Origin of the sequence: Bacillus cereus group sp. BfR-BA-01453 (genome assembly GCF_022662915.1) — a bacterium.
Taxonomy (GTDB): domain Bacteria; phylum Bacillota; class Bacilli; order Bacillales; family Bacillaceae_G; genus Bacillus_A; species Bacillus_A paranthracis.
Map to the genome: position 1 here is coordinate 42411 of NZ_JAKUEN010000010.1, position 19107 is coordinate 61517.

A 19107-nucleotide genomic window follows, 5' to 3' on the forward strand; every position below is an offset into this window, starting at 1 on the left:
TATGTCTTATACATATTGGAAAGAAAGTTGAAATTTCCTCTACAAAATAAAAAAGTTTCTTCCTATTAAGAAGAAACTTTTTAAGACTACTTCATAGAAATAGTCGCCTCTACTGGATAATGATCAGAGTAATCATTATATGTATATTTTTTGAGCCATGATGTAACAGTCCACTGTGGAGATTTCGGTTGTAATACTTTATTCTCTATAAATGATGGATTCGCATGATCCTTACTTGCAATAATATAATCTAAATACTCGGCAGGGCTATCAGGGAAATTATATTTTGCAATACTGTTTGTCGTCGCATCCCAAGTTGCTGTATGTCCTGTATAAGATGGAATAGAAGCATGTAATGTTTTGAACATTGATGCGTACTCTGAGTCACTATTGTTCTCAGCATTTATTTTATTCACATTCATATCACCACCAAATAGAACGTACTCGTCATTTGGTATATTTTTATTTTTAATAAAATCTTGAATTTCTTTTAACTGGTTTGTACGTACAGATGCAGGTGAAGTTTTTCCGCACATACTATCTTCAGCCTGCAAATGCGTCCCAATTACATGAACGAAACGATCATTTTTCTTAATTTTCGTGTATACAAATCCTTTATTCGATAAATTATCTGGTCCGCATCCATTTGCAAATACATATTGAACCTTTTCAACGATCGGCCATTTGCTCACGATTGCAACGCCCCCATCTTCAGGAGTTGCAGATGAATAGCTACCTAACGTTTTATCCCATTCATTTCCGTTACTACGACCTAATACAGCTGTTTGATTTGGGTATTCTTTCTTCAAATTTCCTAAAAGGCGATCTGAAGCACTATTATCAAACACTTCATTTAATATAACAACGTCTTGATTCTTAATATAATCTGCCGCCCCAATTAAATCAGCACGCTCACTTTGTCCCCAATTCGGATATAAGTTAGTTGATAGCATGTACACATTATGCGTCATCACTTTCAAAATGTTGTTTTGATCTGTAGACGTATCTGCTTGAGCTGAAGATCCTCCGTATAAAACTCCTAAACTAATCCCAAAGCTAAGTACACCTTTTAACAATTTACCTTTCACGTTCCATACCTCCATGTGTAGAGTAATAAAAAGGTCAAATACTCTATTGTGAGATTTGACCTTTTTTAAATACTTAACGATCTCCGTACGTATCAAACCAAAGCTGAATGTATCCAGCGGTAACACGTTGTGCATCCATTAATCGCTTACCTGTCATCGGTGTAACTTCAGCACGCCATTTATCTGCATATTCTTGTGACACAGCTGCTTTTACGAACCAATCTTTCGTATTATCATTTACAATTCCAGAGTAATCTTGTTTCGCCACTACTGCCGCTCCATGGATCCAATCTTCTGGATTTGTACCTTTCCAATTCCAATATCCATTTCCATCCGTTACTTTATAATTATCTTTTATCGTATCTACAAAGTTTTCATATTTAGAATGGAATCCTTGTGGATACGAAAGATTTGTAAAGTTTGCCGCATGCATCGGTTGATTTACATCTCCTAAATAATGAAGAGATAATCCTAAATAGAAGAATGCTTGTTTCATATCTTTATTTTTGTATGATTCACCAGCTAATTTAAAATATTTAGCTCCAGTTTCTTTTGCCTGCTTTGCAAATGGAATATATGTTTTTCCATTGTCTGGATCATAGAAATGTGAAGCAAATGTGCTATTATCATAATAAGGATTTTCATAATCAGCAGCATAAATACCGTTCTCTAACTCCGTACGCCATTCATTTAATTGTGCAACCCGATCTTGTTTTACAAGTGTTGTATTGCGAGACATAATATCAATCGCACGGTTTACAATCCATAAATGAGAATTTACGCCTTCTTTATGTTTATCTTCAGCAGACCAGCGGTGAACTATTTTTATTTTACTTCCCCCATCATTTTCATGAGCAAATGCAACGCTTTGTAAAGGAGCTACTACTGTAATAGCTGCTGCTAAAGCGAGTACTTTCTTTTTCATCTGAAATCCTCCATTTTATAATCGAATTATTGTAAACTTTTTGTTAGGATCCTATGATGTCATCCGGTTAACCTATGACTAGAATATCCCACCTTTCACGAAATTTCTATCACTAAATTAAAATATGCAGATTTTCATATCATTATAACTTTATACACAGTGAATATAATGAATGAATACACTTTCATTCTAATAAACTATTATTAAGGCTTATCTAAACTAATGTAAAAAAAGAGTAAAGCATCCACATGCTTTACTCTTTTTTTCTATTCGATAATATACTAGGCAGTTGTACATTAACTGCCAACTTATGAATAAATCCAAACACTAATCCAATCCCAATAAATATGTATAAGATTGTAAATATCTTTCCAAAATCAGTTTGCGGACTAAAATTGGCATCACCGACAGTTGTCAACGTGACCACACTAAAATATAAAGCGTCAAGAGGACGTAACCCTTCAACTGTACTATAAAAAATCGTACCGGATGTTAATGTTAAAAATGTTAATACGAATAATACTTGAAATTCTTTATCTTTCCACGCTCGTAAACAAGCTTTTAGCATTCGTTTAAATGTCAACATAAATGAAAGCATGAGACTTCCCCTTCCAAACAAAATACCTGTAGTTACAGGAAAGTCTATCATCTTTCTGTACAGAAAAAAAGTAGCCCTTTTCTATTTCTAGAAAAGAGCTACTTTTTACTATTCTATATTATTTAGGTGAAACAAGAATTTTCACTTGTGTTTTATCTTTTACAAGTGCTTCAAACCCTTCTTCAACAACTTGATCCACTGTAATTTTTTTCGTAATTAATTTCTCTGCTTGAATTTGGCCAGAGCTAATTAATTTAATAACAGCTGGGAAGATATGACGGTATCCTAAAATACCAACCACTTCTTTTTCTTTTAGTACAAGATTATTTGGAGTAATTGTTGCGTCTTTTTCCCATACACTAACAATTACAGTTTGTCCTTCAAAGCTTGTGCTTTCAATTGCTTGACGAAGTACTACTTCAACACCTGTTACTTCAAAGCTTACATTTACACCTAAACCATTTGTTAAGTTGCGAATTTCAGCTAATACATCTTGAGTCGCTGGATTTAATACGTAATCCGCGCCTGCTAATTTTGCTAACTCTTGACGTTCTTTAGAAAGTTCAACTGCAATAACAGGAGTTGCTCCTGCTGCTTTAGCTGCTTGGATAACAAGAAGTCCAATTGGACCACAACCAAATACTGCTACAGCTTCCCCTTCTTTTAATTTACTTTGACGTACTGCATGAACCGCTACTGCTGCTGGTTCTACAAGAGCACCTTGTTCATACGTCATTTCATCTGGAATATGGTGAACCATATCTTCTGGTACTACTGTATATTCAGAGAAACCGCCGCCTTCTCCGCCAAGACCGTGGAAAACAAGTTGTTCACAAACATTGTAATGTCCATGTTTACAAGCTTCACATTTACCACAAGAATAAATTGGTTCTACAACGACGCGATCTCCCACTTTATGAGATGTAACGCCTTCACCGATTTCAACTACCTCACCGCTAAACTCATGACCTAAAATAACCGGTGCTTTTACATGTGTTAATGGATGCTCTTCTGTCGGAATAAAAATAGGTCCTGCTAAATATTCATGCAAGTCTGTCCCGCAGATACCACACCATTTCACTTTAATCTTAACTGCTCCTGGTTTTACAGTTGGTTCTGGTACTTCTTCTACTCTTACATCACGTTGATTATGCCAAAGTAATGCTTTCATTTTATACATCCCTCTCTATGTATATACTTAACCTGGTGAAGTTTACAAATCTATTATAATACTTCTATCCATATATTTCAAAAAAACAATCTCATTTCCACTAAATTTTAACAAATAACGTTCAATATTTTGTCACTTTGTACTTTTTTCCACATCTGTTAATTCAATTTCATTGCGGTTGAAATTAGCATTATGCCATAATAGCATAGGAGAGGTGAATATCGCTTGAAATATTTTATTTACTTTATTGTTATCGTAGCGTTTCTAGATACATTTTCACAATTACCTATTATGAGTACGTTCGCTCAAAGTCTTGGAGGATCCCCTCTTATTATTGGGCTAGTTGTCGGCATGTACTCATTCGCTAATATGATCGGTAATATTATTGCTGGCGCTGCTGTCGATAAATTTGGTGCAAAAAAAATACTTTATATAAGCATGGGACTTACGAGTTTCATAGTCTTGTTATACACTGTTGTTCAAAGTGGTGAACAACTATTAGTTGTGCGCTTTATGCATGGCTTTAGTGACGGATTTTTAATTCCTGCTGCCTTTACGTTTTTATCAAAACAAACAAATGCAGCAAGACAAGGTAAGGCAATGGCTCTATCTGGTGCTGCTGTTGGAACAGCGGCAATTGTAGGACCTGCTTTTAGCGGTATTATGAAAGCAACTGCTGGTATAGAGTGGGTGTTCATTACCATTTCTATTTTAATGGTTCTTGGTACAATCGTATCTCTCTTCTTCTTACCAAATAACGTATCAAGAAAAGATACTTCAAGAACACAAATGATGAACAAAGAAGATATGTTTGAACTATTGAAATCAGAACCGTTATTACAGGCGTATATTGGTGCTTTCACACTCATGTTTTCACAAGGAATTGTCACGTATATGTTACCAGTGAAAGTTGAGGCATTGGCACTTAAAGCATCTACAACAGGCATGATGTTAAGTGTATTCGGCATTACCGCTATCCTCTTCTTCTTACTACCGACAAATCGTATTTATGATCGATTTAATCGTTCAAAACTAATGCTAATCGGTATTGCAGTAATGGCATTAGCATTATCTTTACTTGGATTATTCGCAACAAAAGGCATGCTCTTTATCGTTATGATGATTTATGGCATTGGATTCGCTATCCTTTTCCCATCGATAAATGCATTACTTGTTGAAAATACGACAGATGATAAACGTGGAAAAGCATTCGGATTGTTTTATGCTTTCTTCTCATTAGGAGTTGTTGCTGGATCCTTTACAGTTGGAGCAATCGGGGCATCCCCTAGCGTCAGCTTCGTTATTGGAACTGCATTCTTATTAACATTTGCCGGAATGATTTACGTAAGAAGCAAAGTAAAAGGTAGAGACAAAGTAAAAAAGACAATGATAGGATAATTCCATCATTGTCTTTTTTTAATGATAAACTCCTATTCAACTTTTAACTTTCAACAAGCCGTATTTAATAAACAATATGGCATTATATTTTTCATAGAGATAATACAATGGATAACAAAATAAGAAGAAAATAAGTACAGTTGGTACATCGTCTATAATAGAAAAATATTTTACTAGTAATTCCTTAATACTCTCTCCAATCATAATAAATAGTGGAATAATACAAATTGCTGCTAATATTAAGCACGGTGTAATCCTCATTTCTTTTAATTTCACCTTACAATGTGGACACCTGAATGAAAAAGAATGCGGGAGATCCATAATATGTTGCGCTGTAATATTCCCTTCACACTGTGGACATTCAATTATTTCTTTCATTTAACTCACTCCTTTCTACCCATAAAAAAGAGCACTATCAATAGCGCTCTTTTATTGCCGAATATATTACTTCTGTGTCTAACCAAGTAACAATGTAAATAAATTAAACTGTAATAGCAATACTACAGTTCTTCTTTTACAAAAAAAGTGTATAAATACCGACGATACTTCGACAATTTCCTCGGAAATATTTCCTTTCCCTACATAATTTGATACACTACATATGAACAGACACTTGTATTACATAAGCTAAAATAATAACTTACTGTACAATTTAAAAAGCACACTCTTCATATGAAGAATGTGCTTTTCTGTTATTAACGCTTAATCCAAACAGCGCCTGCTGATTTATCCTCTGCCTGTCCAACAACTTGGAATTTAAGTCCAAGGTTTGGAATTTTTCTTCCTGCGTCTGCAATTTGCTTGTTACTATATACTTTTGAATCATCAAAAGTTGTAACACCTTGTAATCCAGAATAGTTAAACTGTCCACGTGTTAATGAATTTACACTCCATGCTGGTGTTTGATCAAATGAAAATGCTGCGTCTGCAATTTGCATACCTGTATTACCGTAAGTTGGTTTTCCGTTTAAATTGCCAACAAGTGCCTCTGGATGTGAATCTACAACACCAAGGAAGCCTTCACCTGGATGCTCCCCAACCCAGTTATCTTTAAAGCTATCATCTGCGTACCAAACGACAAGACCTGTATTATACACTGGACCTTTTCCTGCTTTTAATCCATTATCTGACCCTGCATAGTTTCTCCACTCTAAGTAGTAATAATGAGCTTTTTTCTCTGTTCCATCAGAAACAACGAATCCATTTAACTGCATGTTAGATGTTCCTTCTGCATCATCAGAAAATACTACTTGTCCATCAACAGTTACATTTACATGATCCATCGCGAAACCTTTATATGTTACAGCTGGATCTGTAATATAATCGAATTGCAGTTTCACTTTTTTTCCTTTAAATTGACTTAAATCATATGATTTATCAATCCATTTTCCATCTGTTGTATCTTTATCTCCTTGGACTACTTTTTCTCCAAGTCTATCAATTAATGTTTTCGTTCCATCTTCTGTTACTGCATGAACTTCAACAAAATCGCACTCTGCTTCTAACTCATAATTTGCTTTATAATCAAACTTTGCATTTGTTCCTTTTGTTAAATCAAAGAATGGTGTCTCTAACGTTGTATGCATATCATCCCCTCTTGTACTATAATATGCATGCTTTCCAAACTCCGGTTTAATCGTTTCAACGCTTTTGCCTGGTAAGTTAACACGTACAACGCCTGGACGATTTGATTTCGTAACACTTTGATCAATATATGTAGGAACTCCTACACCACTCTTAATTTTATCGTAATCTACTTCTAAAATTTTTGCCCAGTTGCCACCCATATTCTTTTGTAAGAAATCTTTATTTTGTGGTGAGAAACTAGTTGGCTCTGTTCCTGCAATTTTCCCTGTCCAACTTCCCCCACTCATTAATGACCAAGCTTCGACAGGTGAACCGGTTCCAGTATATTTCGTATCATATTCATCTGGTAAGCCAAGGTCATGTCCAAATTCATGCGCAAATACACCTACTGCTCCATCTTCTGGTTCAATTGTGTAATCATGTGCTGCTACTTTGCCACCAAAGTAATCTACCTTTGATTTTGTTCCTTCAATTGCTACTGGATCTACTGCTAATTTTGAACGATGTGACCAAATGGCATCATCGCCTAATTTACCTCCACCAGCTTCTTGACCAACACCAGCATGGATTACCATTAAATGATCAATTACACCGTCAGGCTCATTTTGATTCCCGTCACCATTTGTATCATATCTATCAAACTGATCAAATTGAGATAAATCTAATCCTTTTTCAGCAGCTGCATGTAAAGCTTCTTTCACTAAATCACGTGCGCCTTTTGGACCTTTGTTATCATGACCACTGCTACCATCAGCACCGTAGTCAGATGCTTTTCCTGGAACAGTTAACCATTCTGTTACATATCCATCAGTCGTATAACTACCGCCAGACTGCTCTTCATAATATTGTTTAAACGTTTTTACTTTTGAACCATCAAATAACGTGTACGGCTCATTACCAAATAACATCTTTTGATAATGCTCTCTACTAAAGTCATTCGAATACATATACCCTGGTGTTTGATCAATATTATTATGTTTATAATCACTAAATTCAACGAGTAACACTAATACCTTATCCGTTCGAACAGATCCCTTATACGGCGCTTGCTTTGCTTTAGATGTTGGAACTTGCCCATTTAATTGCTTTTTATTTGGTTCTGGCTTTTGCTCAGGGCTAACATTTTTTTCAGGTTTCTTTACTTTCTCCTTTTCTTCCATTTTTTTCTCTTTTACTTTTTTCACGAAATCAGATGCCTCTTTAGCAGTATCAGCTGGAAGAATTTCTTTATTTGCCTGATCTCCTTGTTTCTTTTCAATATATTTCTCTACAGCCTTTTTCGTCTCTTCTTTAGAAGATGCTGGATTAATTTCTCCTCTTTCTTTCAGAGCTTCCGCTAGACGATCTTCTTGAATTAAATTGTAATCAATTGGTGTTGTAGATACATTTTCTTTCTCTTTTGCTGGCGTTTCTGCGTACGCTAATGGAGCACTCATTACAGATGTGCATCCGATAATTGCCGCGATTGCTAATGACGATAACACTTTAAATGGCGCTTTTCTTCTCATTTCATTTCTCTCCTTTTATAAAACTTAAAATTCAGATAAAGTGAAACTTTAATCAGTGGGGGTTTTCTTCATCCCCCACTGATTATTAGTTGAACCAATCGGACTTTTATGGACAGTTGATCCCCAACCTAAATTCTTTGCTTTCGCTGAATTTTGAGGTGGGGGTCTTACTGCCCATTAAAGTGGGATAAATAAGTGCATTTAAATCAAAAGCTCTACTTTCTGCCCTCCCTATATAAAAAGGCATAATTCTATAAACATTAAGCTTTCTGTTATAGAATCATGCCCTCCAGTTTTCTGGTCAGACTCTCTATCTGTCTATATCAAAATATGAAAAATAAAGAGTGATTTGTATATATTAAATAGTTTATATAAAAAATTTAAAAGACAATATGCAAAATTGCATGAAAATTCTTTTAAATACAAAAAAAGAATCCTAGTCACTTAAACTAGGATTCTTGATTTTCTATTATTTCTCTTGTGTTTTTTCCCAATCAGCTAAGAATTTCTCAATTCCTTGATCTGTTAGTGGATGCTTCACTAATGAAGCAATTACGTTTGCTGGGATTGTTGCAATATGTGCACCATTTAATGCTGCGTCAGTTACGTGAACACTGTGACGTACAGATGCTGCGATGATTTCTGTTTCGATGCCGTGAATTGCAAAGATTTCTGCGATTTGGCGAATTAAGTCCATACCGTTATGACCGATATCATCTAAGCGACCTAAGAATGGTGAAACGTATGTTGCACCAGCACGAGCTGCAAGTAATGCTTGAACTGCTGAGAACACTAATGTAACGTTTGTACGAATTCCTAAGTCAGAGAACGCTTTTACTGCTTTTAAACCTTCTGTTGTCATTGGAACTTTTACAACAACGTTTGGAGCAATTTTCGCTAACTCTTTTCCTTCTTCGATCATTTTATCTGCTTCTAAGCTAATTACTTCTGCACTTACAGGTCCTTCTACAACGTTGCAAATTTCACGAATGCGCTCGTGGAAGTCTACGCCTTCTTTTGCTACAAGTGATGGATTTGTCGTTACTCCAGCTAATACACCTAATGCATTTGCCTCTTTAATTTCGTTAATGTTTGCTGTATCAATAAAGAATTTCATTTGTTATTCTTCCTTCCTAATTTTCATTTTATATTTATTTGTTTTTCTTAATAAGCTCTAATTCAATCGGAATAGATTTGTCCACTTTTTTACCTTGCGTGATCTCTTTTGCTGTTTGCATCGCCTTCTCTCCGATTAATTCCGGTTTTTGAGCAACTGTTGCAGCCATACGCCCATCGTTAACCGCTTTCACAGCATCTTCTGTTGCATCAAATCCAACAACGACTACATCCGTTTTTCCAGCAGACTTCAATGCTTCAAGTGCCCCTAATGCCATTTCGTCGTTATGGGCAAACACGGCTTTAATATCACCATTTGCTTGCAAAATGTTTTCCATAACAGATAATCCTTTTGCTCTATCAAAATCAGCCGCTTGTTTAGCAACTACTTTTAAAGATTTATCCGCTACGTTATGGAATCCTTTCCCACGCTCGCGAGCAGCAGAAGAACCAGGGATTCCTTCTAACTCAGCAACGTTTGCTCCTTCGCCGACTAATTCACGAATGTAATCACTAGCCATTTGACCACCTTCAATGTTATTAGAGGCAATGTGAGAAACAACTTTACCTGAATTTGCAACGCGGTCTACTGTAATAACAGGAACATTCGCTGCATTTGCTGCACTTACTGCTGAAGCAACAGCATCTGAATCAGTTGGATTAATAACAACTACATCGACACCTTTTTGAATTAAATCTTCAACATCATTTGTTTGCTTTGCTGCATCATTTTGTGCATCAACAGCAATCAATTCGATGCCACTATCTTTCGCTTTCTTTTCTGCACCCTTTTTCAAAGTTACAAAGAAGGGATTATTTAAAGTTGAAACAGAGAATCCAACTTTAATAGTTTTATTTCGACCTTTATCGCTAGAATCCTTTGCCCATTCTGGTGGTTCCATTGAACAACCAGCAGTAATGACCATAATACATGCAACGAGTATAAGTAACCATTTCTTCATGAACTGTCCCTCCATTACGCTTCTTTTCTGCGATCAATTAATACAGCTAGTAAGATTACAAGTCCTTTTACAACTTGTTGGAAGAAAGAAGATACACCTAATAAATTTAAACCGTTATTTAGTACACCGATAATAAGTACACCGATGAATGTACCAACAATCCATCCTCTTCCCCCAGAAAGACTAGTTCCACCTAATACAACTGCTGCAATTGCATCTAATTCGTAAGAAGTACCTGCAGTCGGCTGTGCAGAATCTAATCGTGATGTTAAGACAATACCTGCAAGCGCTGCCAAAATTCCGGAAAGACCGTAAATCATTACTTTAATTCTCGTAACATTAATACCTGATAATGCTGCTGCTTCTTCATTTCCACCAATTGCAAATGTACGGCGACCAAATGTCGTTTTCTTCAAAATGAAGTACAGCACTGCGAAAGCGATCATCATTGTAACAGCTGGTACTGGAATACCAAGAAAATAACCGCGGCCAAACATTTGGAACATTAAATGATCACCAAGACCAGTGATCGGACGTCCGTCCATATAAACAAGCGTCAACCCGCGAAAAATAGTCATTGTTGCTAAAGTCGCAATAAATGGAGCTACTTTTCCCTTCGCTATGATGATACCGTTTACAATTCCCATTACAAGACCAGCTAATAATCCAACTGCCATCGCAAGGAACGGGTCCATGCCACTTGCCATCATTCCAGCAACAAGTGCACTTGATAATGCTAAAATAGAACCTACCGATAAGTCAATACCCCCTGTTAAAATTACAAAGGTCATTCCGAATGCAATAAGCGCATTAATCGATACTTGACGCAGTATATTAAATAAATTTGGAATTTCAATAAACGCTGGATTTAAAGCCGTAATTACTACAATAATTAGCGCTAGTCCAATTAAAGACCCAAGTTGTTGTACTACATTCCCCTTCTTAGCCATCCTTACTCTCCCCCTGTAGCTAGTGCCATAATAGACTCTTGTGATGCCTCATCTTTCTCTAAAATGCCGCCGACTTTTCCTTCATGAATAACAAGAACGCGATCACTCATCCCTAAAACTTCTGGAAGCTCAGATGATACCATAATAACGGCATCTCCTTCTTCGGTAAGCTTATTCATAATAGAGTAAATTTCTTTTTTCGCTCCAACATCAACACCCCTTGTTGGCTCATCTAAAATGAGTAACTGCGGGTGGATACCTAACCATTTTGCAATAACAACCTTTTGCTGATTTCCACCAGAAAGAGATTTCACAGCTTGCTCTCCACTAGATGCTTTCACATTAAGAAGTTTCATCATGTCCGCCGTAAACTGTTGTTCTAGTTCGTTACTTAAGACGCTTCCCTTTGAAAGACTTTCTAAATTCGGTAAAGCTAAATTTTCTCGAATTGAGAAATCTAGCACTAATCCTTCAGATTTTCTATCCTCTGTAATGAAAGCTATTCTTTGTCTAATCGCATCTATCGGACTATCAATCTTTACTTCTTGTCCATTTATAAAAATTTGGCCAGAATCTAAAGGTTCGTATCCAAATATCGCTTTCATAATATCTGTACGGCCAGCTCCCATCAAACCAGCAACACCAAGGATTTCACCTTTTCTCACCTGAAACGATACATTTTCAAACTTCCCTTTTTTCGTTCCATTACGCATCTCAAAAATCACATCGCCAATTTGACTATTTCGTTCTGGGTAACGTTCACCAATGCTGCGTCCCACCATCATACTCACTACTTCATCAAACGATGTTTCCGGAATGGATCTCTTTCCGACGTATTCCCCATCACGTAAAATCGTAATGGTATCACATATTGAAAAAATTTCTTCCATTCGATGTGAGATATAAACGAACGAAACGCCTTCTTTACGTAATTTATTAATGACAGTAAACAACGTTTCAATTTCACGATCTGTTAATGCAGCTGTAGGCTCATCCATAATAATAACGCTTGCATTTGTCATTAGTGCTTTCGCAATTTCGATAATTTGCTGTTGTCCAACCGATAACTCTCCTGCCAACATAGCGCCTTTTACATGTAATCCTAACTCTGCTAGTTGCTGCTGCGCAATAGCGTTCATTTGACGCGTACGTAAAATACCTGTCTTCCCATACATTAACTCTTTACCGAGAAACATATTTTCAGCTACTGTTAAATTCGGTAATATGTTCAATTCTTGATGTATAAATGCAATACCGTACTCTTCAGCTTCTTTCGCATTTTTAAAAGTTCGTTCTTGTCCATCAATCGTGATCGTTCCACCATCTCTTTTGTATACACCTGTTAAAATCTTCATGAGCGTTGATTTACCCGCTCCATTTTCCCCCATCAATGCATGGACTTCTCCTGTTTCAATCATAAACTGTGCATTCTTCAAAACAGGATTGCCATTGAACGCCTTTGAAATATTTTTCATTTCAATACGCATTCCCATCACTTCCCTTTATTAAAAAATCACGCCTGCATGTAAAATTACATTGGCATAAGGCGTAGCCTCACCTGTACGAATAATAGCTTTCGCTTTCTTTGTATGCTCTTTAAATTGTTCATGAGATACATATTCAAACGCTGGCTCTACTAATTTCAGCTCAATCTCTTTATTTATTTCCGCATTATTGTTAATAACCTCTTCTGCTAACGTCACTTTTTCAATTGCCATATCATCAGCTACCACTTGCAATACATCTAAAAAGCTAGGTTTTCCTATTTCAACAGCTAAATCAATTCTTTTTACTCCGTCAGGAATTGGTAAACCGCAATCAGCAATTACAATCGTATCCGTATGCCCAAGTGAAGCAAGGATTGATGCAATCTCACTATTTAATACGCCGTGCTTCTTCATCCGACAATCACCTGCACTTCACGTACTTTATCTCTCGTTGGCATACCGCCTTGCGCCCCAAGTTTCGTTACAGAAAGACCACCAGCAATATTCGCAAAACGAATTGCTTTTTGAAGTGTTTCTCCTTCAGAAAGCGCAACTGCTAATGCACCATTAAATGTATCACCAGCTCCAGTCGTATCTACTACATCAACAGCAATGCTAGGAACATGTACAATCTCCGTACCATTATGGAAACGTACACCGTTAGAACCTTCTGTCATCAATAGTTTGTTTGGATATTTAGCCAGTAACTCTTCAATTGGTGATGTGAAATCATCTAATACGATGCGACACTCATGTTCATTTGGCGTAATATAAGTTGCCTTTTCTAAAATATCTTCTGATAACACTTGTGCTGGCGCTGGGTTTAACATAACCGGGATTTTGTGTTCCTCACAAATAGCTAATACATATTTTACTGTTTCAAGCGGAATCTCTAGTTGAAGCACAACCATATCAGCTTTTATAAGAAGATCTTTTGAACGATTTACAACCGACTCATTGACAAGAGCATTCGCTCCTTGCACGACAACAATACTGTTATCCTCTTCTGCTAAAACGATATGAGCAATTCCTGTCGCCGCATCTGTAACCGGTACCACATAGTCGATAAAAACGCGTTCGTTCTCTAAATTTTTTCTAACTACAGTTCCATAATTATCGTCTCCTACCGCTCCAACCATCGCTACATTTGCGCCTAATCTAGCTGCAGCAACCGCCTGGTTAGCTCCTTTTCCTCCTGGAATTGTATGAAATGCTTCACCAATTACTGTTTCCCCTGCTTTCGGACGTTTTTTTGAAACAGCCACTAAGTCCATTGAAATGCTACCTACTACTGCAATATTTGGCATCTATTTCATCTCCTTATTTCGTTGTATTTCGTTCTATAATTTCAATCGGTAAACGATAGTGTTTCTCTTCTAATACGTTTCCTTCCATCTGCTCTAACAACAGTTCTGTTGCAACTTTCCCCATTTCATAAATTGGCTGTGCAACAGTTGTAATAGATGGATACATCATCTCTGTTAAAGAAATTCCATCGAATCCGATAATTTGTAAATCATCCGGAATAGAAATCCCCTTTTGAAGCGCAGCCTTTACGATACCTATTGCAATTAAATCATTCCCAGCAACAATTCCATCAATATGCGGGTATTCTTCTAATAGTTCCACCGCTACACGCTCACTATTAGCTGGATCAAATGTACTCTCTGCAATCATATAAGAAAGATTATTTTGCGTAATAACGTCTACAAAGCCTTCAAAACGTTCATTAGCTGTACTTACGTCACGCGGTCCACGAATATGCGCAATATGTTTACAGCCTTTATCTATTAATAACTTTGTCGCTGCCTGACTTCCCGCATAGTTATCTGCATACACAGCAGGTATACGCTCATTAAACATACGGTCAATTGCAACGACTGGTACTGACAAGTTCATGTAATTCACACTATTTTGTGGATTTGTCGCTACAATAAATCCATCTACATTATTTTGCCTAAGTACATCAATATATTGCTTTTCTTTCTCTAAACTTTCATCAGAGTTACAAAGTACAACTGTATACCCTTGCTTATGCGCTACATCTTCTACGGCACGTGCAACTTCTGGAAAGAATGGATTCACGATATTTGGAACAACTAAGCCAATTAAACGAGATTTTTTATTATACAGTGAACGCGCTACTGTACTAGGCTTATAGTCTAGCATCTCAATCGCTCGTTCTACTTTCTTTAACGTATCTTCATGAACATATCCATTTTTATTTAACACTCTGGAAACGGTCGCAACAGATACTCCCGCTAATTTTGCAACGTCTTTAATCGTACTCATTTTCTTCCCTCTCCATTTCATGTAACCGTTTACAGAAAATAATATAACGTATTTCTAGAAATACGTCAATCATTTCTCACGAAAAAGCTTTTAAGGTTATACTCAAAAAAGCACCGCCATAAGGCGATGCTTTTTCATTACGAATAGGATACAGTTTGTTCTTTTTCCTCTGTAGCTGGCTCTTCAGCATCCTTTTTACGATCTGACAGTTTAATCTTCTGTAAGAAAATCGTAAAGATAGCGCCTACTACGATAAATACTAATCCTGTTAAGAATACAGTATGAAGTGAGTCTACTAAAGAGTTTTTCAAAATTGGTACAATGCTATTAGCGAATGCTTCTGGCATTTGTTTTAATGCCTCTGGACTAAATAACATTGAATATAAGCCTTGCGGATCTGTATGAATCATATCTTTAAATTTCGTTACCATTTGTCCCGCTTCTTTTGGGAATGTATCTAATACAGGTACTAAATTTTTTGTTAACGTTGTACCTGAAGTGTTATTCATGATTGATCCTAAAATTGTAATACCAAATGTTCCGCCGATTTGACGGAAGAACTGACTTGATGATGTTACGACACCAAGATCTTTTTTCGGGAAGCTTTCTTGTAACGCTAATGTTAATGTCGGCATTACAAGACCCATTCCTAAACCGATAACCATCATATAAGAAGTAGCAGTCAATTTAGTTGTGTGCATATCCATCGTTGTTAATAACCAGAATCCTCCAGCCATTATAAGCATTCCTGTAATAATTTGTGGTTTTACGCCAACTTTTAATACAAGTTGCCCGCCAATAATACTCATCACAATCATTGTAATCATCATTGGCGTCATAATTGTTCCTGATTCAGCAGCACTTACTCCTACAATTCCTTGCATAAAGAATGGTACGAACATAATCGCACCGAACATTCCAATACTCATAAAGAATCCAATCGCATTTAGTAATGTAAATGTACGATTTTTAAAGAAATGCATCGGTAAAATGGGTTCTTCTGCTTTCGTTTCAACGATAACAAAGCTAACTATACCAATTAGAGCTAATGCAAATAACCCGATAATTTGCCAAGAATCCCATGCGTAATCTTTTCCACCAAACGTTAATGCAAGTAATAAACTTACAACACCGAGAATCATCGTAAAGATCCCAGCGATATCAATTTTAATTGGTCCTGTTTGTTTATGTGATTTTAATCCCATTGCAATAAAGATTGTTGCTAAAATACCAACTGGCAAGTTAATGTAGAATACCCATCTCCAGTTCACTGCATCTACAATCCAACCACCCACTTGTGGTCCAATTACAGAAGCAAGACCGTATAACGCACCAAAAATACCTTGCCATTTCGCACGTTCTTTCCCCGTGAACATATCTCCAATAATAATCATAGCCATCGGCATCATAATACCGCCGCCAAGACCTTGAATACCACGGAAAATAATTAATTCTGTCATACCATTTGCCATACCACATAATGCTGAGCCAACCATAAAGATAACTAGCCCTGTTATATATACGTTACGACGGCCAAGTAAATCCGCTAATTTACCTGCGATTGGTACAACTGTCGTTGATGTTAACATATAAGCTGTTGTTAACCACGTCATTAAGCTTAATCCACCTAGTTCACCAACGATACGTGGCATTGCTGTACCAACGATTGTTCCATCTAAGGCAGCAAATAGCATCGCAATGATTAAACCGATTAACAACAACTTTCTATTTATATTTTCTTGTTGCTCCATGTAATCTCCTCAATTCCTCTTAGTTATTCTCTTTTTTCTCTTGTGTCCCGCAAATAATTGTTTCTAACTTCTCAAAGAGGCGTAACAAATCTTCTCTTTCTTGTAATTCTAAATGTGAGAAATATTTTGCAATGTGCTCATTACGAGCGGTCATTGCCTCTTCTACTCTAGCTTTCCCCTTTTTGGTTAACTCAATGACGACAACACGACGGTCCTCTTTGTCGTGATAACGCTCTACAAGCTCTTGGTCAATTAAGCGATTGATCATCACTGTAATTGCACTAGGCTTTACATACATCTTTTTTGCTAATTTTGTCGCCCTTGAAGCTCCATAATGATCTAAAATCTTTAAAATATAAAACTGCGGTGGTGTAAGTCCTGTTGCTTGCATTTGTTCTAATAACTCTGTCTGCATTTTCTTTCCAATCGAAAAGGCAAGAGCTTGAATTTTATCGATATGCGTCATATCATTTGGCATGTTATCCACCTCTTATTTAAACAATAAAATATTTAATGTATTTAAATATTAATCCGACGAACAAAATCCGTCAACACTTTTTATCTATAAAAACGTTTACATTTTTGTCACAAAGTTGTATAATTTTCGACGAAGTTAATATTGACAGTCACGGAGAATCGGAGTACACGGCTATGAATCATAAAAAAGGAAACTTTTTTATATTTCATGGCCTTTTTATATTCTCTCTGACTTACGACACTTCGAATTAATTTGGGGAGGATTTTCATTTTATGTTTTTCACACAATTCTTTAAACCTGCGCCCCACGCGGAACGCTTACCAGCTGATCGCGTTGATAGTGAATACCGTAAATTACGTTTACAAGTATTTTTAGGTATCTTCATCGGCTATGCAGGTTACTACTTTGTTCGAAAAAACTTTTCACTAGCAATGCCATACTTAATTGAACAAGGCTTTAGTAAAGGGGAGCTTGGGGTTATCCTTTCAGCAGTTTCTATCGCTTACGGATTAAGTAAATTTCTTATGGGTATCGTATCCGATCGTTGTAATCCTCGCTACTTTTTAGCAGCTGGACTATTTTTATCAGGTATCATTAATATTATTTTCGGCTCATTTTCTTTCATTACAACGAGCATTATACTTATGTTTGTACTTCAGTTTTTAAATGGATGGGTACAAGGGATGGGATGGCCTCCTTGTGGTCGTACAATGGTTCACTGGTTCTCTATTAGTGAACGTGGTACAAAAATGTCTATTTGGAACGTCGCTCATAATGTCGGTGGCGCACTTATGCCTTCCCTTGTAACATTAGGGTTATATTTCTTTGCAAATGACTGGAAAAGTATTTTTTACTTCCCAGGTATTCTTTCAATTTTAGTTGGTATTTATGTATTAATTACGATGAGAGATACACCTCAATCTTGCGGATTACCTTCTATTGAAGAACATACTGGAGAATATCCACCAGATGAAAAAGTACAAGATCGCGAACGCGAACTTTCGGTAAAAGAAATTTTATTTAAATACGTATTAAACAATAAATTTTTATGGTACATCGCTATTGCAAACGTTTTTGTTTATTTCGTACGTTACGGTGTTGTAGACTGGGCTCCTACTTATTTAGTAGAAGAAAAAAGCTTTACTCATAGTAGTTCACGTACAGCCTATGCTCTATATGAATGGGCTGGTATTCCAGGTACACTTCTTTGTGGCTGGATGAGTGATAAACTATTTAAAGGACGCCGCGCACCTGCTGGTATTTTATTTATGGTTGGTGTATTTATCGCCGTTCTTGTGTACTGGCTAAACCCTCCTGGTAATCCAATGGTTGATAGTATCGCACTTGTTGCAATTGGATTTTTAATTTACGGACCTGTTATGTTAATTGGTCTACACGCTCTTGACTTAGCACCAAAGAAAGCGGCTGGAACTGCAGCTGGATTAACTGGCTTCTTCGGTTACTTAGGCGGAGCAGCTTTCGCTAGTGCCGCTATGGGCTTTATCGTCGATGCATTTGGATGGGATGGCGGATTCATCTTATTACTTGCATCTTGTGTACTTGCAATGTTCTTCCTTGCTCTTACTTTAAAGACAGGATCTGTAAAACAAAAGCAAGCTTAAGTACTAATATTATTCTTATCAAAAAAAGAGAGACTGTTCTTTCCAGAACACCTCTCTTTTTTCTACATATAATACTCTTTTCTTACAAAAGATTTATTTCCCTCTCACATATATGTTGGCGTTTCCAAAACACTTCAACCACTACTACAACTGTATTCAATTTTTATATAAAAA

The 19107-nt window shown here is 36.6% G+C and carries 17 protein-coding genes; 2 read left to right on the forward strand and 15 right to left on the reverse strand.

Annotated features, from left to right (window positions below; translation table 11 throughout):
* Positions 1 to 86 precede the first annotated feature (86 nt).
* The 4 genes from sph to bdhA all read right to left on the reverse strand — a co-directional run bounded on the left by sph (position 87) and on the right by bdhA (position 3782).
* Positions 87 to 1103: a sphingomyelinase C gene (gene sph, locus MR070_RS18750; RefSeq protein ID WP_242261782.1), complete on the reverse strand. Its 1017-nt coding sequence runs from the start codon at positions 1101 to 1103 to the stop codon at positions 87 to 89.
* A 58-nt stretch (positions 1104 to 1161) separates the two neighbouring features.
* Positions 1162 to 2013 carry a phospholipase CerA gene (gene cerA, locus MR070_RS18755; RefSeq protein ID WP_000731013.1) on the reverse strand — a complete coding sequence of 284 codons (852 nt, stop codon included), beginning with the start codon at positions 2011 to 2013 and terminating at the stop codon, positions 1162 to 1164.
* Positions 2014 to 2266: 253 nt separating this feature from the next.
* Positions 2267 to 2611, reverse strand: coding sequence for a potassium channel family protein (locus MR070_RS18760; protein ID WP_242261783.1), 345 nt, complete (start codon positions 2609 to 2611; stop codon positions 2267 to 2269).
* Positions 2612 to 2729: 118 nt separating this feature from the next.
* On the reverse strand, positions 2730 to 3782 hold the full coding sequence (gene bdhA / locus MR070_RS18765; RefSeq protein ID WP_000645822.1) for a (R,R)-butanediol dehydrogenase: 1053 nt from the start codon (positions 3780 to 3782) through the stop codon (positions 2730 to 2732).
* A gap of 225 nt (positions 3783 to 4007) precedes the next feature.
* Between bdhA and MR070_RS18770 the strand changes: the two genes are divergently transcribed.
* Positions 4008 to 5180 carry an MFS transporter gene (locus MR070_RS18770; protein WP_000873241.1) on the forward strand — a complete coding sequence of 391 codons (1173 nt, stop codon included), beginning with the start codon at positions 4008 to 4010 and terminating at the stop codon, positions 5178 to 5180.
* A gap of 36 nt (positions 5181 to 5216) precedes the next feature.
* Here MR070_RS18770 and MR070_RS18775 read toward each other — a convergent pair whose 3' ends face one another.
* The 11 genes from MR070_RS18775 to MR070_RS18825 all read right to left on the reverse strand — a co-directional run bounded on the left by MR070_RS18775 (position 5217) and on the right by MR070_RS18825 (position 17311).
* Positions 5217 to 5558: a hypothetical protein gene (locus MR070_RS18775; protein WP_000658669.1), complete on the reverse strand. Its 342-nt coding sequence runs from the start codon at positions 5556 to 5558 to the stop codon at positions 5217 to 5219.
* 317 nt (positions 5559 to 5875) lie between these two features.
* Positions 5876 to 8275: a M6 family metalloprotease immune inhibitor InhA2 gene (gene inhA2 / locus MR070_RS18780; protein WP_044791343.1), complete on the reverse strand. Its 2400-nt coding sequence runs from the start codon at positions 8273 to 8275 to the stop codon at positions 5876 to 5878.
* 469 nt (positions 8276 to 8744) lie between these two features.
* Positions 8745 to 9392, reverse strand: coding sequence for a fructose-6-phosphate aldolase (gene fsa / locus MR070_RS18785; RefSeq protein WP_000667661.1), 648 nt, complete (start codon positions 9390 to 9392; stop codon positions 8745 to 8747).
* A gap of 34 nt (positions 9393 to 9426) precedes the next feature.
* Positions 9427 to 10353, reverse strand: a complete 927-nt coding sequence (rbsB, locus tag MR070_RS18790; protein ID WP_000758975.1) for a ribose ABC transporter substrate-binding protein RbsB — start codon at positions 10351 to 10353, stop codon at positions 9427 to 9429.
* Between the two features lie 14 nt (positions 10354 to 10367).
* Positions 10368 to 11303 (reverse strand): ABC transporter permease subunit, encoded by a 936-nt coding sequence (locus tag MR070_RS18795; protein WP_001074652.1) that lies wholly within the window; start codon positions 11301 to 11303, stop codon positions 10368 to 10370.
* A 2-nt stretch (positions 11304 to 11305) separates the two neighbouring features.
* Positions 11306 to 12790 carry a ribose ABC transporter ATP-binding protein RbsA gene (gene rbsA / locus MR070_RS18800; protein WP_001217688.1) on the reverse strand — a complete coding sequence of 495 codons (1485 nt, stop codon included), beginning with the start codon at positions 12788 to 12790 and terminating at the stop codon, positions 11306 to 11308.
* 18 nt (positions 12791 to 12808) lie between these two features.
* Complete coding sequence (rbsD, locus tag MR070_RS18805; protein WP_000716155.1) at positions 12809 to 13204, reverse strand: D-ribose pyranase; 396 nt, start codon at positions 13202 to 13204, stop codon at positions 12809 to 12811.
* On the reverse strand, positions 13201 to 14097 hold the full coding sequence (gene rbsK / locus MR070_RS18810; RefSeq protein ID WP_001132853.1) for a ribokinase: 897 nt from the start codon (positions 14095 to 14097) through the stop codon (positions 13201 to 13203). The genes rbsD and rbsK overlap by 4 nt, the downstream gene beginning before the upstream one ends.
* A gap of 13 nt (positions 14098 to 14110) precedes the next feature.
* Positions 14111 to 15082, reverse strand: a complete 972-nt coding sequence (gene rbsR, locus MR070_RS18815) for a ribose operon transcriptional repressor RbsR (protein ID WP_000104037.1) — start codon at positions 15080 to 15082, stop codon at positions 14111 to 14113.
* 137 nt (positions 15083 to 15219) lie between these two features.
* Positions 15220 to 16833: an MDR family MFS transporter gene (locus tag MR070_RS18820; RefSeq protein ID WP_000437635.1), complete on the reverse strand. Its 1614-nt coding sequence runs from the start codon at positions 16831 to 16833 to the stop codon at positions 15220 to 15222.
* Positions 16834 to 16852: 19 nt separating this feature from the next.
* Positions 16853 to 17311, reverse strand: coding sequence for a MarR family winged helix-turn-helix transcriptional regulator (locus tag MR070_RS18825; protein WP_242261784.1), 459 nt, complete (start codon positions 17309 to 17311; stop codon positions 16853 to 16855).
* A 272-nt stretch (positions 17312 to 17583) separates the two neighbouring features.
* On the opposite strand from MR070_RS18825, the gene glpT reads away from it, so the two are divergent.
* On the forward strand, positions 17584 to 18933 hold the full coding sequence (glpT, locus tag MR070_RS18830) for a glycerol-3-phosphate transporter (RefSeq protein ID WP_000466369.1): 1350 nt from the start codon (positions 17584 to 17586) through the stop codon (positions 18931 to 18933).
* Positions 18934 to 19107: the final 174 nt, after the last annotated feature.

Excerpts from the sequence above, each read along its gene's own strand:
- inhA2 (WP_044791343.1), bottom strand. The coding sequence starts at position 8,275 with ATGAGAAGAAAAGCGCCATTTAAAGTGTTATCGTCATTAGCAATCGCG.
- fsa (WP_000667661.1), bottom strand. The coding sequence starts at position 9,392 with ATGAAATTCTTTATTGATACAGCAAACATTAACGAAATTAAAGAGGCA.
- rbsK (WP_001132853.1), bottom strand. The coding sequence starts at position 14,097 with ATGCCAAATATTGCAGTAGTAGGTAGCATTTCAATGGACTTAGTGGCT.
- rbsD (WP_000716155.1), bottom strand. The coding sequence starts at position 13,204 with ATGAAGAAGCACGGCGTATTAAATAGTGAGATTGCATCAATCCTTGCT.
- cerA (WP_000731013.1), bottom strand. The coding sequence starts at position 2,013 with ATGAAAAAGAAAGTACTCGCTTTAGCAGCAGCTATTACAGTAGTAGCT.
- MR070_RS18820 (WP_000437635.1), bottom strand. The coding sequence starts at position 16,833 with ATGGAGCAACAAGAAAATATAAATAGAAAGTTGTTGTTAATCGGTTTA.
- MR070_RS18775 (WP_000658669.1), bottom strand. The coding sequence starts at position 5,558 with ATGAAAGAAATAATTGAATGTCCACAGTGTGAAGGGAATATTACAGCG.
- MR070_RS18760 (WP_242261783.1), bottom strand. The coding sequence starts at position 2,611 with ATGCTTTCATTTATGTTGACATTTAAACGAATGCTAAAAGCTTGTTTA.
- sph (WP_242261782.1), bottom strand. The coding sequence starts at position 1,103 with ATGGAGGTATGGAACGTGAAAGGTAAATTGTTAAAAGGTGTACTTAGC.
- glpT (WP_000466369.1), top strand. The coding sequence starts at position 17,584 with ATGTTTTTCACACAATTCTTTAAACCTGCGCCCCACGCGGAACGCTTA.
- MR070_RS18825 (WP_242261784.1), bottom strand. The coding sequence starts at position 17,311 with ATGCCAAATGATATGACGCATATCGATAAAATTCAAGCTCTTGCCTTT.
- rbsR (WP_000104037.1), bottom strand. The coding sequence starts at position 15,082 with ATGAGTACGATTAAAGACGTTGCAAAATTAGCGGGAGTATCTGTTGCG.
- MR070_RS18795 (WP_001074652.1), bottom strand. The coding sequence starts at position 11,303 with ATGGCTAAGAAGGGGAATGTAGTACAACAACTTGGGTCTTTAATTGGA.
- bdhA (WP_000645822.1), bottom strand. The coding sequence starts at position 3,782 with ATGAAAGCATTACTTTGGCATAATCAACGTGATGTAAGAGTAGAAGAA.
- rbsA (WP_001217688.1), bottom strand. The coding sequence starts at position 12,790 with ATGCGTATTGAAATGAAAAATATTTCAAAGGCGTTCAATGGCAATCCT.
- rbsB (WP_000758975.1), bottom strand. The coding sequence starts at position 10,353 with ATGAAGAAATGGTTACTTATACTCGTTGCATGTATTATGGTCATTACT.